Origin of the sequence: Bacillus sp. ME78 (genome assembly GCF_903970865.1) — a bacterium.
GTDB classification, from domain to species: domain Bacteria; phylum Bacillota; class Bacilli; order Bacillales; family Bacillaceae_G; genus Bacillus_A; species Bacillus_A cereus.
The window spans coordinates 112,192-131,969 of record NZ_CAJCKK010000008.1; the positions used below are offsets into that span (position 1 = coordinate 112,192).

Here is a 19,778-nt window from a genome sequence, read left to right on the forward strand (position 1 = left end):
CCATATCATATTTTCTAGTTACATATTGTCATAAGATTAATTGACACAAGTCATAGGTTAATCATTACACTTTTGTACTATCGGCTATGACAGTTTATAAATAATAATTAAATTGTTGAATCGCAAGTAAGACTAGATTATGAATTTGGGAGGGATTTTAAAGATGAATGATCTGTATGTCAAAATATTTTTATTCTAAGTTGTAGCTGTTGAAATGACAGGAAGTAAATTTGATAAACAAATGAATAAAAGGGGAAGGGCGGATTACAATGTTATTACACGGAGAAGCATTCCACAATAAAGATAAAATCCAACGTGCTAAAATAGGACTTCAACTCTTTCTAAGTATCTTAACCATTACTTCTATTATTCTAAATGTAGTAGTAATGATTACTAAAAGTATGCCGCTTATTGTGGTATATATGTTTACCCCAGCATTTTCTTCTATTTTGACTCGCATAATATTGAAAGAAGGGTTTAAAGATGTATCTTTTAGTCTCGGTAACTTAAAGATATGGAAGGGGATTGGTTTTGCTCTGCTAATACCTATGATTATTTGTGGAATTACTTATTCTATCGCCTGGTTGAGCGGAATTGCGAGGTTTCAGCCCCCGCAAGGTGGTATGCTAGAACCTATTTACAATATACTTGGATTTCAGTATCTACCGATACCATTAAGTTTCATTTTTATAGTAGTATTGAGCGGAGTTTTAGGTAGCTTGCTTAACTTAATTCCAGTTATGGGAGAAGAAATGGGTTGGCGAGGTTATATGCTTACAAGACTAATCGATGCAGAGTTTTCACGCCCAATCCTTATTAGCGGATTGATTTGGGCAACGTGGCATGTTCCAATTGTTATTGCTGGTCTATATGTAGAGGGAACATCTGCCCTACTTTCAGTACTTGGCATCTATTTTTGTATTGTGCCATTCAGTTATATTACAGCTTATTTACGACTTATCACAGGTAGCGTTTGGCCTTCGGTTATCATTCATACTACTTGGAATGCCATTATTCAAGGACCTTTCGCACGTGCAAGTACAGGAGATCAAACTGAGATTTGGATTGGAGAATCTGGTTTGATAACCGCTATTATTATCTTGGCTACTGCAATAATTATGTCTCGAATCGTAAATTTTACTAAATAGCATACGGATTTGTTTTAAATTCAATTAGTGTAATATGACGAGGCTGAAATAAGATGCTCCTAAAAATATTAGAAAAAATCTAGTTGAACGGACTCTTACTTAATCTTAGGCTGCTGGATATATGGAAGGCATCAAGCTAAGGGTTTAATTTATAAAAATAAACTTGATTGTCATAAAAAAATAATGTTTTTCATTTAAAGGCTATGAGATGAAATTTCGTCATCTTCATCACATTAGACCTTCAGGAAATAAAAAGTTAAACGATTATACAAATACTCTAACTGAAAAAACGATAGTCCTTTTATCAAAAATGTAGAAGGACTATCGTTTATTTTTTTGACAAAATTAGGGGTTGATGTTCATAAAAATGGATAATATAATTCGTATTTTACGTAAAGAGAAAAATTTTCCCCTAGAATATTAAGCTAAATCTCTTGGTGTGACGGTTAATTTAAGTTTCACTTTATGACTTGTAAAGGGCTGTTCAATGCATCGTACTATTAAAAAATCTAAATTAAATCATTAAATTGCGATAAAATGTGGTCGGAAATAATGAAATTTTAGGAAAAATAAGGTACACTAGTCTATGATTTTAGTTGAAAATCGTTTGACGTTAATGCATACGGGGGAAAGATTGATGAACAACAATACAACAAATGAATCAGTTGAAGAAATTGATCAAAAACGAGTAAGATCAAAAAAACGTTATACAAATTGGAAGTTTATCGCAGCGGGTATTGGTGTAATTGCACTTCTTATTGGGGGAATGAGTTATTATCAGGCAACTCACTTCAATTCGAATGTTACAATTAATGACACAAAAGTTGGTGGTCTGAGCGCTGATCAGGCAATACAGAAATTAAAGACATCTGGACTAGCAAACAAAGTCTATGTTGATCAACAACAAATTTTAGATGAAAAAGATACAAAAACGGAACTTACGGAAAAAGATTTGCCTCAAGTTAAGAAACTATTAAAAAGTCAGTGGACATTTTTCCCTTCCTCAAAGGGAGAAAATTATTCATTGCTACCAGAGAAGGCAGATCAGTATCGTAGTGAAACGATGAAAAAACTTGTAGAAGAAACGCTCATCTCAATGAATGAAAAGTTAAAAGCGCCTCAAGATGCTATGGCGAAGCTAGAACAAGGAAAAATTGTTATTTCGAAAAGTGTTGAAGGAAAACAGTATGACGTTACTAGTCTACTGAAAGATTACGATAAGCAAAAATATAAAAGCGAAATTCATCTGAAGTCTGCATACATAAAACCTATTAAAGAAGACGATCCGATTGTCAAAAAAGAGGAGAAAGCACTACAGAATCTTCTTGGGCAGTCTGTTGAGTATAAAGTGCAGAATGAAGTTTATCCTTTAAAAGCAAAAGATTTAATTCAAAATGCTTCTATGTCAAAGGATATGAAAGTTACAATTGACGCGAGTGACATTAAGAAGAAAATTACTGAAATTAATAATGCCAAATCAACATTAAATAAAGATTTCTCATTTAAAACGCATTCTGGTTCAGTCATATCAGTAAAAGGGCAAGGCTACGGCTGGGCACTAGATGTTGAAAAAGAAACTAAACAAGTTCAACAAGCCTTTGAGAAAGGTGAAAAGTCGCTTTCTGCTTCTAACATTCACGGAAATGGTTGGGAGAAGGAAGGTATCGGTTATAAAACAACAGCGAATAATGGCATCGGAGACACGTATGCGGAAGTTTCAATTGCAGAGCAACAAATTTGGATTTATAAAGATGGGAAATTAGTCGTTACAACAAATGTAGTAACGGGTAAACATAGCACGGGTGAAGATACATCACCAGGTGTTTGGTACGTTCTATACAAACGAACACCATACACGCTAAGAGGTAGCGCAGTAGGGAAAGCTGATTATGCGGTTAAAGTAGATTACTGGGTTCCATTCACAAATAGCGGTCAAGGATTCCACGATGCCGGCTGGCGAAAAGACTGGGCAAATAATGCTTATTTAACAGGTGGATCAGGTGGGTGTGTGAACCTTCTTCCTAATGTTGCAAAAACTGTATATGATAGTTTGAACACGTATGATCCAGTTATCGTGTACTAGAAAATAGCTACGTATCAAGAAATAAACAAAGCAGGAAATCTTATCTGATGGTATATGAAAAAAACACCTCTTGCATTCGCATACTAAGTGTGCAAATGTAATGGAGGTGTTTTTGTTTGAATATAAAAGTGTATTGCTTATAAGAAACAAAGTAGAAAGAGATTAAGAATAAGTATTCAAATAATCAATAAAATTGACAATGAATATCATTTTCACTTAATATAGAATCGTCGCATTTAATTAGACATGAATTTTTTGTTAATATAATAGATTTCTATTAAGTTGTCATATTTACGAACTATCATTAAATATTTTAAGAATTTAAACGTAGGAAAGGGTAATATAAAATGAACTGGAAAAAAGGCGGGTTATGGGTTATTATTTTTTTCGTTGTAAAAGGCACGATTTCTACACTTTTAATCGTTACAGGTGCTAAATATTTTGATTTATCATTTATGCAACTTATCTTATTAATTCTGACCTTATTAGTGATTTCTCTAATAAGTCGTAAATTGCTCTATAGACATAAACAAAACAAAAAGCAAAAAGAGCTAAATATATAATGAAGCCCCAGAGACCGTTGGATTTCTGGGGTTTTATTTCGATCGTTTTTTCCACATGTACATCAATTTAACGGAACAGGTTGTCCAAAACGATAAAATCGATGATGTTTAAAATGCGTCAATTACTTTTATATAAGGGTTGAAGAGAGCTTTTGAATCAATCTTTATTCTGAAGCGACAGACGTGCATAAATTATGCTTGTTTTTCAATTGGTAGTTTAAATGTAAAAGTACTGCCTTCTCCTAATTCACTTTCAACTGTAATTTCTCCACCGTGTAGTTCGACAATCCATTTTACCATCGACAATCCTAAACCTGTGTTTCCGATGTTTGAAGATGTTCGTGCTGCGTCAACTCGATAAAATCTGTCCCATATTTTATTAATATGTTGCTCGCTGATGCCTATGCCATTATCGGAGACTTTACCTATTATGTTGGTTTCATCACGGAATAGTTGCATATTCACAGTTCCGCTCGCTTTACTATAAGCAATCGCATTCGTTAGTAAATTCATTAATAAACGCATCATCAATGTTTGATCTGCTTTAATAAATAGGTCTTCCTCTATATTAGTTGTTATATCAATCGAAGCTTCTTGAACCATTAATGAAAGCTCTTCTACAACGATTTCCGTTAATTCACTCATATTGATACATTCAAATTGGAAAGTATTATGGTTTCCTTGGTCAGCTCGTGCTAATAATAAGAGTTGTGAGATTAGAGCGGACATTTTACGTGATTGTTTTAAAATTACTTCTAACGATTCTTCCATTTCTTTCGGATTATTTCTCTGCGATAAAGCGTATTCGCATTGCGAAATAATAACAGATGTTGGTGTTCTTAATTCATGAGATGCGTCAGATGTAAATTGTTTTTCACTTTCGAATGATGTCTCCAATCGCTCAAACATTTTGTCAAAGGTTTGTGCTAAATGATACATTTCGTCTTTCGGTGAACCTTGTAAATTAATTCTCTTTGAAAGGTCTTTACCATCACCAATTTTACTGGCTGAATCACTCATTTGTTGCACAGGTCGAAACGCCCTTTGCGTAATAAAATATCCTCCGAATGCCGCAATAAGAATAAGTAATGGGAATGAGATGATTGTTACCACGATAAGCGTATTCATCGTTGAGGATAATTGGTTCATAGTCATTATTCCACGAACCCAGACTTGCTCATCGCCGCCTGCATTATGGAGAAAATCATATACTATCCATTCTTTATTGCCGTCTTTAATGGTTTGTATTTCATCGGATTTAAGCGATATCTTTTTATTAAAGCTTGTTGGACTATGTCCTACCAACAGCTCACCTTGTTTACTATAAATACTAATATTTACTCCATCTTCTAAGGTTTCAAAATCATCGTCAATCTTTAACTGCCCATGCTTATATTCGATATCTTCCATGCTTTCTTTTACTGTGCTCTTTAATTGATCTTTCATATTAAAAAGCAAAACTTTATCTGAAGAAGTTAAAATAAAAGCTAACACGAGTGCCATAATAATTACAATTAGCCCCGTATACCACAGGGTCACTCTCATTTTTATTGATAGTCTTTTCATGATTCTACTCGCAATACGTAACCAGTTCCGCGCACTGTATGAATTAACTTTGTTTCAAACTGGCTATCAATTTTTTTACGAAGATAGCGGACGTAAACATCAATAATATTCGATCCGCCTTCATAGTCGTAATTCCACACATGTTGCTCAATTTTATCTCGTGTCAGCACAACTTCTTTATTACGAATCATATATTCTAAAATAGCAAATTCTTTACTGGAAAGAGTGATAACTTGGTCTCCTCTTGTTACTTTATGCATATTGCAATCTACCACTAGGTCAGCGATTTCAAACACATTAGATGTATTTCCTGTTTTTCTTCGCATTAACACTCGAATTCTTGCTAACAGTTCATCAAAAGCAAACGGCTTTACTAAATAATCATCTGCACCTAAGTCGAGTCCTGTTACACGATCATCAATTGTATCTTTAGCTGTAAGAAGCAAGACAGGAGTTGCATTATTGTCCGCGCGTAATCTTTGTAATACGCGTAAACCATCTATTCCGGGAATCATAATGTCAAGGACAATCAAATCGTAGGTAGCCATGTTTATATAATCCAGGGCATCTTCTCCATTCCCACATGCATCCACACTATAATGTTCTGCATTTAATCGTTTCACCAATATATTTTGTAAGTCTTGTTCATCTTCGACGATAAGAACTCGCATTAACATTCTCCTTTTCTTCTTATTAATATGTATCACTATAATTCCAAAACATTAAAGAAAGATTAGAAACTAGTTAATTATATCATTTTATCCCGCATTAACGGGCAGTAAGACTCCTCCCTCAAAATTCGGTGAATGCGAGGTAGGTAGGGATTAACTGCCTGTAAAAGCCTTCACTTTATTTTTTTGTACATTAATCTTCCTTTAATGTTTGTTCAGTAATATAAAGGCAAGGATAAGGTGCACATGTAAAGGGAGGAAAACAGAATGGGAAAATGGATGCTGATTGGAGCAATGTCCTGTTTATTCTTAACAGCTTGTTCTACTCAAGTTGATAACAATACAGAAGTACAACAACTGAAAGTGGAAAATGATAAATTACAAAAAGAAGTCGCTCAACTACAACAAGAACCAAACAAAACACAAGCTGCTACAAATGATACGAAGCAAACACAAGATTTCAAAAACGAAGTCACATCTATTGTAGAAAAGGCAAATAAAACGAAACCAGTTGGAGCAAAAGAAGAAAACTTAAATACGTACTTAGCAGCAAAAAAAGAAATTGACCAATTGGATGACAAGATAGATCTATCTGATAATCAGCTAGAAGCAGATTATCACGCTGGAACGATAACTGTTGAACAATATCAAACGCAAGAAAAAGAACACGATATACTGGAAGATCAATTAGAGCAAGCAGAAAATGCACTTGAAGCAAGATTTGGAATAGATGATTAATCATTAAGGAGTGGATGAAAATGTTAAAACATAAAAAGAAAATAATTATAAGTGTAATTGCTATTTTAGTAAGTGGTATTGCTATTGTTGGTGGATATTATGGTATGGGTTACAATTATGCAAAAAAGAATGAAAACTACACAGAGAAACAAGTTCGTGAAGTTTCTTTAGCTCATACAAATGGAGAAATTATTAATGTGAAAAAAGAATTCGAATTAGAAGATGACAACTTAGCACAATCAAAATTTGAATATGAAGTGGAAATCAAGACACCTGATAATCTGTTAAATATTTTAAAAGTTAGTGCTAGAACAGGTACAATAGAACTCAATAATGAAGATTAAATAAATATCGCGTATTTGAAAAAACTCCGAACAAAATTTGTTAGGAGTTTTTTCATGTTTATACTTTACTATTTTAAAATGTGGAAAATCTTCATACTTCTACAATCTATATAAATGGCTCAAGCTTCACATCTTATGAATTCCTTGAAGCGCTAAACTTAAGCAAAATAATGAACTATCCTATAGAAGAAAGTTGAGGGAGCTAATCGCATATGTTTTATTGAAAGGATGTGATTGAATTATGGAACGGCCGAATTGGGGAATTGGAGGATTAGTATTCGTTGGCTGTATGTTTCTTGGTGGAGGAGTGGGATCTATGTTAGGTAATGCCAAAACTGGATGGCTAATAGGAATGGGCATTGGATTTCTTGGGATGGCTTTAACGAGACTGTTTAGAAAATAATGTAACTGAGATTCTTCTTCTAGTAAATAAGGAAATATGTAAGTAATTCATGGCATAAGAGCTCTATAAATTATAGTTAGAATCTTCTCTTTTGTCTTTTCTAAATTTCTCCATACATAGATACGATTCTCAAGTCGGAGGATAGCACCTTAGGGTGTCTTTTTTATGCTTTTTAAAAATGTCTTAATATATATAGCTGAGTTAATTTAAATAATCAAGAATAATTGAGCTAATAGCTCTCGGTAGATTGCCATCATTTTTTTAATAGATTAGATTCATTACCGTTTCAGACCTATGTATTCATTCATAACCTAACAGTAAAAGGGGGATGATTAAAGGTATGGCGTTTAATGATGAATTAATTTGTCAACAGTTTGCAAGAATTATTGGCGGGCAAGAAGGATTCGCCGGTGGGAAATGCGTGGCAACAATAAACAGGGATGAAATACGAGCAACAATCTTAGGAAAACGTTTTAGAGTAACAACTTCCTTTTCATTCGAATCACGAGACAATAAAACTGGACGGGCATTATGCCTAGGCCGAGTAGCACTCTTACAAAAAGAAGTCACTGAATTTGTGGCGACAATTATTAAACAAGGAATAATCGTTTCGTCTATACACAATGAGTGGTTATGTGATGATCCAAATTTGATTTACGTTAATATCGAAGACGTTGATGATCCACTAAATTTTGCAAGAAAAGTGAGAAGAGCGTTATGCATGTAATCAATTTCTTTAGTTAAACGAGTGATTATATTAAATTGAAAAGTTCAGCGCGTTGGATGGTTTTATAAAACGAAAGAAGGTGTTTCATATTTGGAATGCCTTTTCTTTATGTTTTCGTTACTAATGTGGATGGTTAACGGATTATATGCTGTTTATCTTGCAACAGCAAGAACTGGACGAGGTATCTTTAAAAGTTTCTGACTGTCTGTATATACCATATTTTATCAAATGTTATTAGCATATCATAAAACGACAGGGGAGAAATCGCCAGAGAAATACGTCAAATTAGTCATTCCTTTTATAATCTAAGGGGACGATTTTGTTTTCGAAAAATAATAGGTAAATCATTTGACAATTAAAATAATCTACTTTAATATATGTGCCATAGCATATATATGGTGAAACAAATACATTCATTGTGAATGATTGACTGGTATGCTATATCCTTTTATATCTTAATTTATAGAGGTGATATATGAACTTACATGATTTAATAGGCTATCTTGTTCACCGTACTGACGTGAAAATGACCAATTATTTTACGAAGAAATTAAAGCCGTATGGAGTTACGCCAGAGCAGTGGGGGATTATTAGTGTTCTTTGTAGCCAAAGGAGCACTACTCAAAAAGAGTTGGCGGAAGCTATTGATAAAGATCAAACTACTGTTGTTAGAATGATACAGTCAATGGAGAGAAAAGGGATTGTAAAGAAGGCTTTGAATGACCAAGATAGGCGTTCACATAACCTTTTTTTAACTGAAAAAGGTGACGAGTTAAAGAAAACAATCTTGCCTGTAGTGAAAGACGCTCACCATTTCGTTACAAGTAATTTGAGCGAGGAAGAAATTAAAGTATTACAATCGTTATTAAACAAATTGTATGATACACACTATTAATATTTGTTCCTTATTGATGCTATGCTATTCATAAGGAACAAACTTTGTTTTAGGTATTATATATGCTATAGCATGTAATTTCGTTTGGACGAATGGGAAGATAACTTTATTTTGTATGATATCTGATTCAGGTTCATTTTTTTGCCTAGTACCAGTCAAATTTCCGCATTATATATGCTATAGCATGTAATTTTCGGCCCTTTAATATGGAAAAGGGTAATGTAAATGGAAGCGACTTCCATACGGGTAATCTCAGGAAATAGGGTAAAGGTAGTGACTACTACCTGAACAATACTGAGTTTTTATCAAATAATAAGAAAGGTGTGATTACTATTTTAATTTTCATCAATATTGTAAAAGTAGTGTTGTTTCTGTTCTTTTTAATGACAGGAACGAAAATTATATCCGGGAAAATGGCAGATGAATTCAAACGATTTGGTTTACCTTCGTTCTTTAATTTCTTAACTGGAGCTTTTGAGATTGTAGGAGCGATTGGAATGTTGATAGGAATCTGGATTCCAGTAGTAGCTTTATGGGCAGGATTGTTATTAGGTGGTACGATGCTTGCAGCTGCATTAACTCTAATTGTATTAGCGAGAGATCCTTTTAAGAAAGCAATACCTGCGCTTGTTTTGTTTGTCCTTAGTTTAGGGGTAAGTTTGTATCATATTTTTTAAACATAACCGAAAACTATTAAACTTTCACTTTATGCGTTCAAGTTACTATCGTTTTGTGATTATGTTACAAATAGGGGGATTCTCCAATTAGTGCTTGAATAATAATAGCAATACGAATTTAGACATTACTTTCATTCGAATCATGATCAGTAAAAGAATGGGAAGAATTTTTATACAAAGGAATTCTCGATGAATTTTATATTAAAATAGGAGTGAGTGAAGATGGCATATTTATTACAAGTTGATTTTCCGTTTGAAGGTCCTTTTGGTGAAGAAATGGAAAAAGGATTTTGGGATTTAGCAAATAGTATTAACGAAGAAGAAGGATTCCACTGGAAAATATGGACTGAGAATGAAGAAACAAAAGAAGCTGGAGGCATTTATGTATTTGAAGAAAAACAAGATGCTGAAAAATATGCGGAAATGCACAAGAGCAGACTTGAAGCAGCTGGTGTTAAAGATATTAGAGTAAGAATTTTTAACATCAATGAAAAGTTAACTAAGTTGAATCGTGGTTATATTAAATAATTCCGACAGTCGGAGCAAGCGTAAAAAGGAGGGGGATAATCCCCTCTTTTTTAATTCTTAAATTGATGGTGAGGGGGCTCGCATAAAAAATAAACCTAGTACTATCATGAGATATTTTTTATTTGAACGATCTACAAGACTTCCTGACCAAATATTAGTAAACAATGTTGATAAAGCCCTAATAATATATAAACCAGAGACAGCAATTGCCGATTCTGTTATGTTAAGAACGATTAGGTTTAGAGCAATAATGTAGATTTTCGTTTTACTTTTATCTCAGCAAGTATAACACCGCTTAGAATAAGTAATGCTCCGATATACCCTTTGAGTGACAATACTTCGTTCATGAACAGGTATGCAAATAGTGCAGAAAATACAGGTTCTAATGAAAAAATGAGTCCTGTATGTGTCGGTGTTGTGTATTTCTGTGCCATCGCCTGAATGATGTAGGCAAAAGCACTGCAGAATATACTTAATACCAGTACAGCGATCCAACTTTCTTTAGTGGATGGAAGTTGCGGCTCTTCGAAAATCAGGGCAGAGAGTACGCCAAACCCTCCTGCAAATCCCAACTGAAGAATTCCAAGCTGCAATGTATTGGCAACTTTAGCCGCCCTTCCGGTGACAATAATATGAAAAGCATAAAAGAGAGCAGCGAGTATACAGAGTAAATCTCCAGAATTAAGTGTTAATTGATTATTCAAAGTCAGTAAACCAATTCCAGTCATTGCAACAAGGGAACTAATGATTAGTCTGTAGCTCAGTCGATCCTTAAACAGAACGATAGATAATAAAGGGATAAAGATTACGGTCAAACTGGCTAGAAAACCGGCATTTGAAGCTGATGTCGTTTTTAAACCTAAGATGACTGAAGCAGATACAACGAAAAGTAAAAATCCTAGAATAAAGCCGTATTTTAAGGTGACAAAATGAATTGAACGAAATTGTTTAAAAAAAACAGCAGCACAAACCAAAAAAGCAATACCAAAGCGTAATGCAACAAGAGAAAATGAAGGGACAGTTTCCAATCCGATTTTCATAAAAAGGTAGGAAGTACCCCAGGTCATTGTAACAAGTAAGATCATAAGATTAGCCTTTATTGGTTTCATTTTTAGTTCTCCTTTAAAATTTTTATGTACTTAGTTTAATTGTGATTCAAGTATTAGTAAAACGAATATATGTAATGTTATACTTGAACAAAATTCATACATGAGAAAGTAGGAGAATCGATGAGTCTGACTAAGTTAGAAATCTTTCTGAAGACGGTTGAAATGGGGAACTTATCAAGAGCGGCCGAAGCACTGAATGTGACTCAGTCAGGTGTCAGCCATGCGATTAGAAGTCTTGAATTGGAGTATGGTTTTCAACTGTTATCCCGGAACAAAACAGGTGTTCGATTAACAGAAAATGGTGAGCGTGTTTTAACGCATGTTCGTGAAGTAGTAAATCATAATGAGCGATTGAAGCAAACTGTTGCAGAGATTAATGGGATAGTGGCAGGAACCTTGCGCATCGGAACCTTTACAAGCGTTTCTATTCACTGGTTGCCTGCAATCATTCATCGATTTCACTTGGAATATCCTCGAATTGAAATCAAATTAATGGAAGGTGATTATGGAATGATTGAAACGTGGATTCAACAAGGGGTGATTGACTTAGGTTTTATGTCACTACCGTCGTCGGGCCATCTAGAATCTATTCCACTAAGAAAAGATCGAATGCTATGTGTCCTTCCTAAAAATCACTCATTAAGTAAACAATCTATAATTCAGTACGATCAGCTCAAGAAAGAGCCTTTTATTATGCCTGCTTCTTCATGTGGTTACGATGTTAGGAAAGTATTACAAGCTGCTAGGGTTCATCTCGATATCCAATTTGAAACCGGTGATGATCATGCGATTGTCGCGATGGTGGAGAACGGGCTTGGAATCAGTGTCATGTCTGAACTCGCATTACAAGGACAATGCGAAAATGTTACGGTTGTGGAATTGGAAGACAAACCTAAACGATCGCTTGGGTTGTCACTTACTTCAATTAAACACGCATTACCAGCGACAAAACGTTTTATCGAACATACCCAAAAATGGCTGGATGGCGATTGAATATATAGGCAAGCAAAAGAAAATTAACATTTTATGATATTTAGTCCATATAGGGGTACCTTTTCAAAAGAAGAAATGAACGGGGAAAGAAAAGGACCAACTCACAGAAGATATTCACAAAAGCTCTCCAATTATAAGTATGTAGTTAGTGTATTCATCTTATAACGTATAAAAAGACACTATAGAAAGTGTCTTTTTATACGTTGACATACTATGAAAGAAAATGTAGTGATTAATAATAATTTGTTGGATGCTTCTTGGTTAATCCTAGTATATTAATATAGACAAACGTAAATTAAATTTTGAATATATATAGATTTTTTATGTTTGTACACATCGTTCGTCAACTTCTTTTCGTTTTGATAATTTGTTATTCTGATTTGTAATAACGATAATCAACTAGTAAGTTAGAATAAAGATTTAATACTTGCTAAGATTGTAAGTACTCCTACAATAATAACAAATACATTGCTCATTTTACCTCTATATTTAGCTAATACCGGTACTTTACGGATCGCATACATTGGTAATAGACATAAGATAGCAGCAACTAATGGACCGCTTAGAGCGTCAATGAGCCCAAGAATACTTGGATTTGCATAAGCAACATACCAGCATGTTAATACGACAAAAGTAAGAATTACTGTCTTAACTGTTTTTTCTTCTATATCTTTTCCACGTGTTTTACCAAATTTGATAATCATGTCACGCATTACTTCATATGATCCTATATAATGGCCAAGGAAAGACTTTGTTATAGCCATAAAAGCAATAATAGGAGCTGCAATCGTAATTACTGGCGAATTAAGTTCATTAGCGAGATAGGATAGGATTGATAAGTTCTGCTCTTTTGCCACTTTTAAATCATCTGGAGTCAAACTCAGTGCGCTGCTCCAAACGAAGAACATAACAACAACGAACGTCATGATATAACAAACTTTTTGTATTTGCGCACATTTAGCATCAGTTGCTTCTATTCCATACGTAGATCTTTGTTTTATCACAAAAGACGAAATCATTGGAGAATGGTTGAATGAAAACACTATGATAGGTAGTATCATCCATATCGTTCCCAAATAACCTGTTCCGGTTGAAGCAGTAGAGACATCTGAAAAACTAAGCATTGATGTGTTCCACTGAGGAATTAGAGATATTGCGATAAATAGTAGAGAAGCTATGAAAGGGTATACTAGCAAGCTCATAATTTTTACAGTGATATCTTGACCGAAATTTAGTATAGCGATAAGACCCAGTACTAAAACAAGCGATAAAATGGCTCTTGAGGGCTCTTTCATATGTAATTGATTCACAATAAAACTACTTGCAGTATTTGTAAGTGCAACTGAATACATCAAGACAATTGTATAAATTGAGACGAAGTATACGATGTTAAAAATAATACTCGCCTTATTTCCGAAATACTCTCTTATTGTACCCGTAATTCCCTCATCGGCAGAATTGGAAGCATATATCATTTTAGCAAGCGCCCTATGTGAGTAATACATAACTGGATAGGCAAGTAATGTAATGAGTAATAATGATAATAAACCACCTGAACCTGCATTAATTGGTAAAAAGAGTACTCCTGCTCCAATTGCTGTCCCAAAAAGGCTCAATGCCCACGTAGTATCTTGCTTATGCCACTTTTTAGGATCCAAATATTTCTCGTTTGTAATCACAGTATTTTCAGATTGCAATTCTATTTTTTTAGCAGTATTCCCATTCATATAATAAATCCTCCTTGTATCCTATTCTTAAGTCTTAGGAATATAAGTCGTTCTGGAAAATGAATCTCCTACAAGTTCCTCAAATCGTGTGTTCTTCTCTAATTGAATCTAAAATCCAATGTTTGTTAACGCTTTCAAAATCTGTTGATTGTAGATGGGTGTATTTAAGTGAATAAGGATTAAAAAATTGTAAGTATGTCCAGAATTCCTCTAAAACTATTGCTTTTAATTCGTAAGACATCTGTCTTCCATCCCTTTACATCGCTTCAATAACCTCGTCAACATTGTAGACATTGCTAAGGCATAGCTAATGCGATGTCTTTTGCTACTAAAGAATTTTTAATGAATTTTCTTTTTGATTACACACCTTTCTTTGAGTGATTTTTTCATCTTGTCCAATTTTAGAAAGTTGATATTTTCTAAGGTGCTAATAGGTTATCCCTAGACGTCCCTATTATAGCTTGTATATTTATAAGTTGAATATTTTTGTATTTTAAGAAAAAATGAACAAACAGAATTTTGAATAGGTAATAAATTCAACATTACATGTAGTATTTGTGTCTAATGTTTGAAACTGTATTAGTTAGAGGGAAATCAGCAGTAATACAGGAGTTCTTACATTTTCACATTGTTTATATTGGTAATCTCTTGTTAAGATACCTATATTTATCTTTTTTGAAATATCTTATTTTTAGCGTGAAAGCTGTTGTAATAAATAATACATATAGATGATAAGAACTTATGTTAGGACATGTATAGGTGAGATGTTGAATATTAAATAGTTAATTTGCATTTAAATTCATTTTTCGGAATAAATAAACTTTTATGCGAAGTCAAATTCCTATCAAATTAATACAACTAAATGTTATTAAAATAAAAAATAATCAATTATAAAAGTGATTTTGAACGTAAGGAATTTGTAAGGAAGAGGTAAGAAAAAAGAGATTTTCATTGTGTAAGATGAAAATGTAAAGAAGAGTGAGAGGAGAAAAATACTATATATTTCTATAAAAAACAAATCAATTAATAAGACTTGTTTGGAGGAAAAGAGACATTACAGATTCAATGTCGTCCTTTTGCAGTGGGTTAAGAAGAAAGCTGTGTAATTAGTTCCAAACAGCAAATAACCATTTATACAATATGAATAGGGGAGAGGATTATTTTGATGAAAAAGCATCGTCAAATTACATGTTCAGGTTTAGCTCTATTAATAACTGGAGGTTCCCTGTTTTATACACCTCTAACCTCAAGTGTAAAAGCGGAGTCCATTCAAAATGTATCTAACTCGTTACAAACAAGCACTCAAAGAGACCGTAATTCCGTCAAAGAGGCAATGCGGGATACATTGAAACTAGGATATCCAGGGATACTTGCTAAAACTTCTGAGGGTGGAAAAACATGGAGTTATGCGGCTGGTGTAGCTGATCTGAGTAACAAGAAAGCAATGAAAACAGATTTTCGTTTTCGGATTGGCAGCGTGACAAAGACGTTCACTGCAACAGTTGTACTTCAATTAGCAGGAGAAAACCGCTTGAATTTAGACGATTCTATTGAAAAATGGTTGCCTGGTGTCATTCAAGGAAATGGATATGATGATAAACAGATTACTATCCGGCAATTATTGAATCACACAAGTGGTATCGCTAATTACACAAGGTCAAAGGATTTTAATATGATGGATACAAAAAAATCTTATACTGCTGAAGGATTAGTAAAGATGGGAATATCCATGCCTCCAGATTTTGCTCCAGGAAAGAGCTGGTCGTATTCAAATACAGGATATGTATTACTAGGAATTCTTATTGAAAAAGTAACTGGGAACAGCTATGCGGAAGAGATTGAAAATCGAATTATTGAACCACTTGAATTAGCGAATACATTCTTACCTGGAAATTCAAGCGTCATTCCAGGAACCAAGCATGCCCGTGGATATATCCAATTAGACGGAGCAAGTGAGCCAAAAGATGTTACTTATTATAACCCAAGTATGGGGAGCTCGGCCGGAGATATGATTTCTACAGCTGATGATTTAAACAAATTCTTTTCTTATTTACTTGGGGGCAAGTTATTGAAAGAACAGCAACTAAATCAAATGCTTACAACAGTCCCTACAGGAGTAGATGAGCTTGGTGATTCCGGGCTTGGAATTTTCAAAATGAAGCTTTCAAACGGTGAATCGATATGGGGGCATGGAGGAACCATTCCTGGCTTTTTAACTTTTGTTGGAGGCACACTTGGAGGCAAGCATACATTGGCAGTCAATTTGAACAGCCTTAAAGCTGATACTCCTGATCCTTTTAAAAATATTTTACTTGCTGAATTTAGCAAGTAGTCTAAAAGTAAAAACGAGTAAAATTTATCATAGTTTCATAGTTAAACAAATTAATGATGAAAACGATCAATTATTTAAGGAGGTATCCGTGATGAAAAATAAGCTAACTGGTGTGTTAGCCACTGCATTAGCGGTAAGTATGATTCTACCAACAGGAGCGAAAGCATTTTCTGAAAGTAAGACTACTGTTGTAACTGGTGAAGAAGTAGCTAGTCAGGAACTGAAGAAGATTGCAGCAGAGAAGGCGGAGCTACTTACGAAGTCCCATGGGGCAGCTAGCGTGCAGTATGCACTAATTGATAATGGAAAACTTATTTTGTCGGGTCAGGCTGGCAAGAACGATATGGAAGGGGAAAAGCCGCTAACCCAAGATACTTTATACGGGATTGGTTCAGTTAGTAAAATGTATGCAACAGCGGCTGTAATGAAATTGGTCGATGAAGGAAAAGTCGATTTGGATGCTCCTGTTGTCCGCTATGTTCCTGATTTTAAGATGAAAGACGGTCGATACAAACGTATTACACTGCGTATGTTATTGAATCACTCCTCTGGATTGCAAGGTTCTACGTTAGGTAATGCATTTTTATTTAACGATAATGATACCTATGCCCATGATACTTTGTTACAGCAATTGTCAAATCAAAACTTGAAGGCGGACCCTGGTGCTTTCTCGGTATACTGTAACGATGGTTTTACGCTGGCCGAAATTTTGGTGGAAAGAGTTAGTGGTATGAGCTTTACTGAATTTCTACATCAAAACTTTACAGAGCCTTTAAAGATGAATCATACGAAAACGCCGCAGGACAAATGGAGGGATGAAAATCGGGCTGGACTATATTACCCGGCGTACCAAGGACAACTTCCAATTGAATCGGTGAATGTTATTGGTACGGGAGGTATATCTTCCACGGCAGAAGATATGGTGCGATTCTCACAACTATTTATGGGACAGGGAAAAGGAATCCTCTCTGATAAGGTAGTTAAGGCAATGGAGCAAGAGGAATATAAAAAAGGAATGTGGCCGGGGGCTGGCGAGAATATTTTTAACTATGGTCTTGGCTGGGATAGTGTAAAACTATACCCATTTAGTGAATATGGGATCAAAGCTTTGGCTAAGGGCGGCGATACGGCATTGCAACATGCTATATTAGTCGTGCTTCCGGAACAGAAAATAGCAGCGGCTGTATTGACATCTGGTGGACGGAGCTCTACAAATCAGCTAATGGCAACTGAATTGCTGCTCGCTACGCTTAAAGAAAAAGGTACTATTAAGGAAATCAAGCCGAACAAATCCTTTGGTAAGCCGGTCAAAGTCAAAATGCCTCAAGGCGTAGCAAAGAAAGCTGGATTTTATGGTAATAGCGAAACTCATTTCAAGATTGAAATTACGAAGAACGGTGAACTATTCTTACCATCTAATCCAGAAGAAAAATATGTATATACTGCTGATGGAAGCTTTATTAATGAGGGGGGTACTTCCAAGCTCAACTTCGTAACCGAGAAAAATGGAAGAACTTATTTGAAGGAGAGCGCATATAAATCTCATCCAGGTTTAGGGCAAAGTGTGATGACCCACTATTTAGCTGAGAAACTAGAAGATAACGTGCTTTCGAAGAAAACCGCTGCTGCATGGGCAAAGAGGGAAGGTGTCAAGTTTTATCGTGTAAACGAGAAATTTAGTTCTATTCAATATCTTGTTCAGTCGAAACATCTTAGTACTCAAATTACTCGCAAGGAAGGCCCAGCAGGCTATTGGGATGGCAAAAAAATTACAGGTCCGAACACCGCAGTGCATCAGATCCAAGTACCCGTGATGAATGGTCGTGATACGACGGAAACGCATTTCTATACAGAAGGCGGCAATGAATATATGGAGATGGCTGGATTGTTATACGTAAGTGAATCTAATGTAAAACCAATTGATGTAGGCCAATCATCCAAAGTTACGTTGGATGCAAATGGACATGCGAAATGGTTTACAATTCCACAAGCGGCAACAGACAAAAGGATGACCGTGACGCTGCCATCAAATGGTTCATTTGCGGTGTATGATGAGAAGGGAGTTTGCGTCAACTTCACCATTGTGAGTGGCAATAACAAGGTGGAACTTCCGAAGAACGGAACAATCGTATTCGCTGGGGCACCGAAATCGGAATTTGCAATCTCGGTGAACTAGCTATAATTTAAGATGATCTTAAACAAAACCAGTACGGTACAGAAAAGATGTATTACTGGTTTTGTTTGTATTTATGCATTCTCAATGAAAAAACTTGAATAATATCACTCTCAAGCACTATAAAAACATCAAAACTAGAAAATTAGTATCTCTAGAAGATGTACAGTTTTTTGGGAGTTGAATAATTTTAACAGCGTAGAGAGATTAAATTTCTACTCTTTTTCTTCAATTAATAGAAATGTATGTACATACACATTGTATTTTTATTCCATAACTTTTAAAATTTTGTTCGCGATAGTTTGATATTGTAAAAAAAGAAAATATGTGGCACGACATCACTTTGTTTTTTATACAGCTTTGTAATTAAACTATAGTATTGTATTTTTTTTCATTATTGAAATTAGTAATAATAAAATGTATTATTGAAAAGCACAATTTATAATTCAAGTAATCAAGCATATGTACCCATAATAATTTGAACATTCAGAAATTATAATATTGTCTAAAAACGAGGTGAGATTCATAGAAACAGTACATATTAAGTGGTATGGCATGTATAGTATAAATGACTTTTATAATAGGGAAGAAGCTTCTAAGAAGGGGATATTTGCAATCTCTAGAGTATATGCTAAGAATGTAACATTGCTCTATATAGGACAAACCAAAAGAAGCTTTATACAAAAGATAAGAGAACTTAATAAAGAGTGGACTTTTGATGAGAGCGAATTAAAGATTACATTAGGAATAATAGAATTTCCTAGTGGTGAAATTTACTCTGAAAAGAAGGTAAAAGAGATAAAATCTCTTTTGATTTTACGACATACCCCATTAGAAAACGAAACATCTTTATTATACTATAGAGGGAAATTTAATTTAAAAATTATAAATAAGGGAAGAAGAGGCTTAATTGTTAAAAAGCTTTCTACAGGAGATCTAATGTGGACGTAATTGGAATCACCTTTGAATAAAATTGAAGGTTTCTTAAGTGCAGAAGCTTATCAATTTTTAATGTATTAAACTATTTTGAATAACATATGTCAGATACTTGAAAAAACACAAATTATATTATGATATGAAATCCTGTATGGAAAGTGTAGT

Annotated in this window: 18 protein-coding genes and 1 pseudogene; 14 read left to right on the forward strand and 5 right to left on the reverse strand. The window is 34.4% G+C overall.

Annotated features, from left to right (window positions below; genetic code table 11):
* Positions 1–269 precede the first annotated feature (269 nt).
* From H6481_RS11955 to H6481_RS11965, 3 genes are all read left to right on the forward strand, one after another.
* The gene (locus H6481_RS11955; RefSeq protein WP_000924281.1) at positions 270–1,148 is read left to right on the forward strand and encodes a CPBP family intramembrane glutamic endopeptidase; all 879 of its coding nucleotides are present in this window, start codon (positions 270–272) and stop codon (positions 1,146–1,148) included.
* A gap of 637 nt (positions 1,149–1,785) precedes the next feature.
* Positions 1,786–3,231, forward strand: coding sequence for a L,D-transpeptidase family protein (locus H6481_RS11960; protein ID WP_182811804.1), 1,446 nt, complete (start codon positions 1,786–1,788; stop codon positions 3,229–3,231).
* Between the two features lie 347 nt (positions 3,232–3,578).
* Complete coding sequence (locus tag H6481_RS11965) at positions 3,579–3,794, forward strand: hypothetical protein (protein ID WP_001104104.1); 216 nt, start codon at positions 3,579–3,581, stop codon at positions 3,792–3,794.
* A 192-nt stretch (positions 3,795–3,986) separates the two neighbouring features.
* Here the strand turns inward: H6481_RS11965 and H6481_RS11970 are convergent, their stop codons facing one another.
* Positions 3,987–5,360 (reverse strand): HAMP domain-containing sensor histidine kinase, encoded by a 1,374-nt coding sequence (locus tag H6481_RS11970; protein WP_182811807.1) that lies wholly within the window; start codon positions 5,358–5,360, stop codon positions 3,987–3,989.
* Positions 5,357–6,031, reverse strand: a complete 675-nt coding sequence (locus tag H6481_RS11975) for a response regulator transcription factor (protein WP_001264528.1) — start codon at positions 6,029–6,031, stop codon at positions 5,357–5,359. The genes H6481_RS11970 and H6481_RS11975 overlap by 4 nt, the downstream gene beginning before the upstream one ends.
* Positions 6,032–6,298: 267 nt before the next feature.
* On the opposite strand from H6481_RS11975, the gene H6481_RS11980 reads away from it, so the two are divergent.
* The 7 genes from H6481_RS11980 (at position 6,299) to H6481_RS12010 (ending at position 10,343) form a co-directional block, all read left to right on the forward strand.
* Positions 6,299–6,769: a hypothetical protein gene (locus H6481_RS11980; RefSeq protein ID WP_182811810.1), complete on the forward strand. Its 471-nt coding sequence runs from the start codon at positions 6,299–6,301 to the stop codon at positions 6,767–6,769.
* A 20-nt stretch (positions 6,770–6,789) separates the two neighbouring features.
* The gene (locus H6481_RS11985) at positions 6,790–7,113 is read left to right on the forward strand and encodes a hypothetical protein (protein WP_182811813.1); all 324 of its coding nucleotides are present in this window, start codon (positions 6,790–6,792) and stop codon (positions 7,111–7,113) included.
* A 241-nt stretch (positions 7,114–7,354) separates the two neighbouring features.
* Positions 7,355–7,516 (forward strand): hypothetical protein, encoded by a 162-nt coding sequence (locus H6481_RS11990; protein WP_176510570.1) that lies wholly within the window; start codon positions 7,355–7,357, stop codon positions 7,514–7,516.
* Between the two features lie 328 nt (positions 7,517–7,844).
* A complete protein-coding gene (locus H6481_RS11995) occupies positions 7,845–8,243 on the forward strand; it encodes a DUF1259 domain-containing protein (protein WP_000589728.1) in 399 nt (132 codons plus the stop codon).
* 475 nt (positions 8,244–8,718) lie between these two features.
* On the forward strand, positions 8,719–9,138 hold the full coding sequence (locus H6481_RS12000) for a MarR family winged helix-turn-helix transcriptional regulator (protein ID WP_001048563.1): 420 nt from the start codon (positions 8,719–8,721) through the stop codon (positions 9,136–9,138).
* A gap of 326 nt (positions 9,139–9,464) precedes the next feature.
* Positions 9,465–9,815, forward strand: coding sequence for a DoxX family protein (locus tag H6481_RS12005; protein ID WP_033690982.1), 351 nt, complete (start codon positions 9,465–9,467; stop codon positions 9,813–9,815).
* A 222-nt stretch (positions 9,816–10,037) separates the two neighbouring features.
* Positions 10,038–10,343 carry a monooxygenase gene (locus H6481_RS12010; RefSeq protein WP_023522446.1) on the forward strand — a complete coding sequence of 102 codons (306 nt, stop codon included), beginning with the start codon at positions 10,038–10,040 and terminating at the stop codon, positions 10,341–10,343.
* 87 nt (positions 10,344–10,430) lie between these two features.
* Here H6481_RS12010 and H6481_RS28795 read toward each other — a convergent pair.
* Both H6481_RS28795 and H6481_RS12015 read right to left on the reverse strand, forming a co-directional pair.
* Positions 10,431–10,601 (reverse strand): annotated as a pseudogene (locus H6481_RS28795) (MFS transporter); the annotation flags it as partial.
* Positions 10,583–11,452, reverse strand: a complete 870-nt coding sequence (locus H6481_RS12015; protein WP_000802594.1) for a DMT family transporter — start codon at positions 11,450–11,452, stop codon at positions 10,583–10,585. The pseudogene H6481_RS28795 and the gene H6481_RS12015, both read right to left, overlap by 19 nt.
* A gap of 120 nt (positions 11,453–11,572) precedes the next feature.
* Here H6481_RS12015 and H6481_RS12020 point away from each other — a divergent pair, with 120 nt between their 5' ends.
* Positions 11,573–12,445 (forward strand): LysR family transcriptional regulator, encoded by an 873-nt coding sequence (locus tag H6481_RS12020; protein WP_078993906.1) that lies wholly within the window; start codon positions 11,573–11,575, stop codon positions 12,443–12,445.
* A gap of 407 nt (positions 12,446–12,852) precedes the next feature.
* Here H6481_RS12020 and H6481_RS12025 read toward each other — a convergent pair whose 3' ends face one another.
* Complete coding sequence (locus tag H6481_RS12025) at positions 12,853–14,172, reverse strand: aromatic amino acid transport family protein (RefSeq protein WP_097962151.1); 1,320 nt, start codon at positions 14,170–14,172, stop codon at positions 12,853–12,855.
* A gap of 1,165 nt (positions 14,173–15,337) precedes the next feature.
* On the opposite strand from H6481_RS12025, the gene H6481_RS12030 reads away from it, so the two are divergent.
* The 3 genes from H6481_RS12030 to H6481_RS12040 all read left to right on the forward strand — a co-directional run bounded on the left by H6481_RS12030 (position 15,338) and on the right by H6481_RS12040 (position 19,628).
* On the forward strand, positions 15,338–16,504 hold the full coding sequence (locus H6481_RS12030) for a serine hydrolase domain-containing protein (protein WP_097987357.1): 1,167 nt from the start codon (positions 15,338–15,340) through the stop codon (positions 16,502–16,504).
* Positions 16,505–16,595: 91 nt separating this feature from the next.
* Complete coding sequence (locus H6481_RS12035) at positions 16,596–18,680, forward strand: serine hydrolase domain-containing protein (protein WP_097987358.1); 2,085 nt, start codon at positions 16,596–16,598, stop codon at positions 18,678–18,680.
* A gap of 513 nt (positions 18,681–19,193) precedes the next feature.
* The gene (locus tag H6481_RS12040; protein WP_002094078.1) at positions 19,194–19,628 is read left to right on the forward strand and encodes a hypothetical protein; all 435 of its coding nucleotides are present in this window, start codon (positions 19,194–19,196) and stop codon (positions 19,626–19,628) included.
* Positions 19,629–19,778: the final 150 nt, after the last annotated feature.

Coding starts and splice junctions, on each gene's coding strand:
- H6481_RS11955 (WP_000924281.1), top strand. CDS start 270: ATGTTATTACACGGAGAAGCATTCCACAATAAAGATAAAATCCAACGT.
- H6481_RS11960 (WP_182811804.1), top strand. CDS start 1,786: ATGAACAACAATACAACAAATGAATCAGTTGAAGAAATTGATCAAAAA.
- H6481_RS11965 (WP_001104104.1), top strand. CDS start 3,579: ATGAACTGGAAAAAAGGCGGGTTATGGGTTATTATTTTTTTCGTTGTA.
- H6481_RS11970 (WP_182811807.1), bottom strand. CDS start 5,360: ATGAAAAGACTATCAATAAAAATGAGAGTGACCCTGTGGTATACGGGG.
- H6481_RS11975 (WP_001264528.1), bottom strand. CDS start 6,031: ATGCGAGTTCTTATCGTCGAAGATGAACAAGACTTACAAAATATATTG.
- H6481_RS11980 (WP_182811810.1), top strand. CDS start 6,299: ATGGGAAAATGGATGCTGATTGGAGCAATGTCCTGTTTATTCTTAACA.
- H6481_RS11985 (WP_182811813.1), top strand. CDS start 6,790: ATGTTAAAACATAAAAAGAAAATAATTATAAGTGTAATTGCTATTTTA.
- H6481_RS11990 (WP_176510570.1), top strand. CDS start 7,355: ATGGAACGGCCGAATTGGGGAATTGGAGGATTAGTATTCGTTGGCTGT.
- H6481_RS11995 (WP_000589728.1), top strand. CDS start 7,845: ATGATTAAAGGTATGGCGTTTAATGATGAATTAATTTGTCAACAGTTT.
- H6481_RS12000 (WP_001048563.1), top strand. CDS start 8,719: ATGAACTTACATGATTTAATAGGCTATCTTGTTCACCGTACTGACGTG.
- H6481_RS12010 (WP_023522446.1), top strand. CDS start 10,038: ATGGCATATTTATTACAAGTTGATTTTCCGTTTGAAGGTCCTTTTGGT.
- H6481_RS12015 (WP_000802594.1), bottom strand. CDS start 11,452: ATGAAACCAATAAAGGCTAATCTTATGATCTTACTTGTTACAATGACC.
- H6481_RS12020 (WP_078993906.1), top strand. CDS start 11,573: ATGAGTCTGACTAAGTTAGAAATCTTTCTGAAGACGGTTGAAATGGGG.
- H6481_RS12025 (WP_097962151.1), bottom strand. CDS start 14,172: ATGAATGGGAATACTGCTAAAAAAATAGAATTGCAATCTGAAAATACT.
- H6481_RS12030 (WP_097987357.1), top strand. CDS start 15,338: ATGAAAAAGCATCGTCAAATTACATGTTCAGGTTTAGCTCTATTAATA.
- H6481_RS12035 (WP_097987358.1), top strand. CDS start 16,596: ATGAAAAATAAGCTAACTGGTGTGTTAGCCACTGCATTAGCGGTAAGT.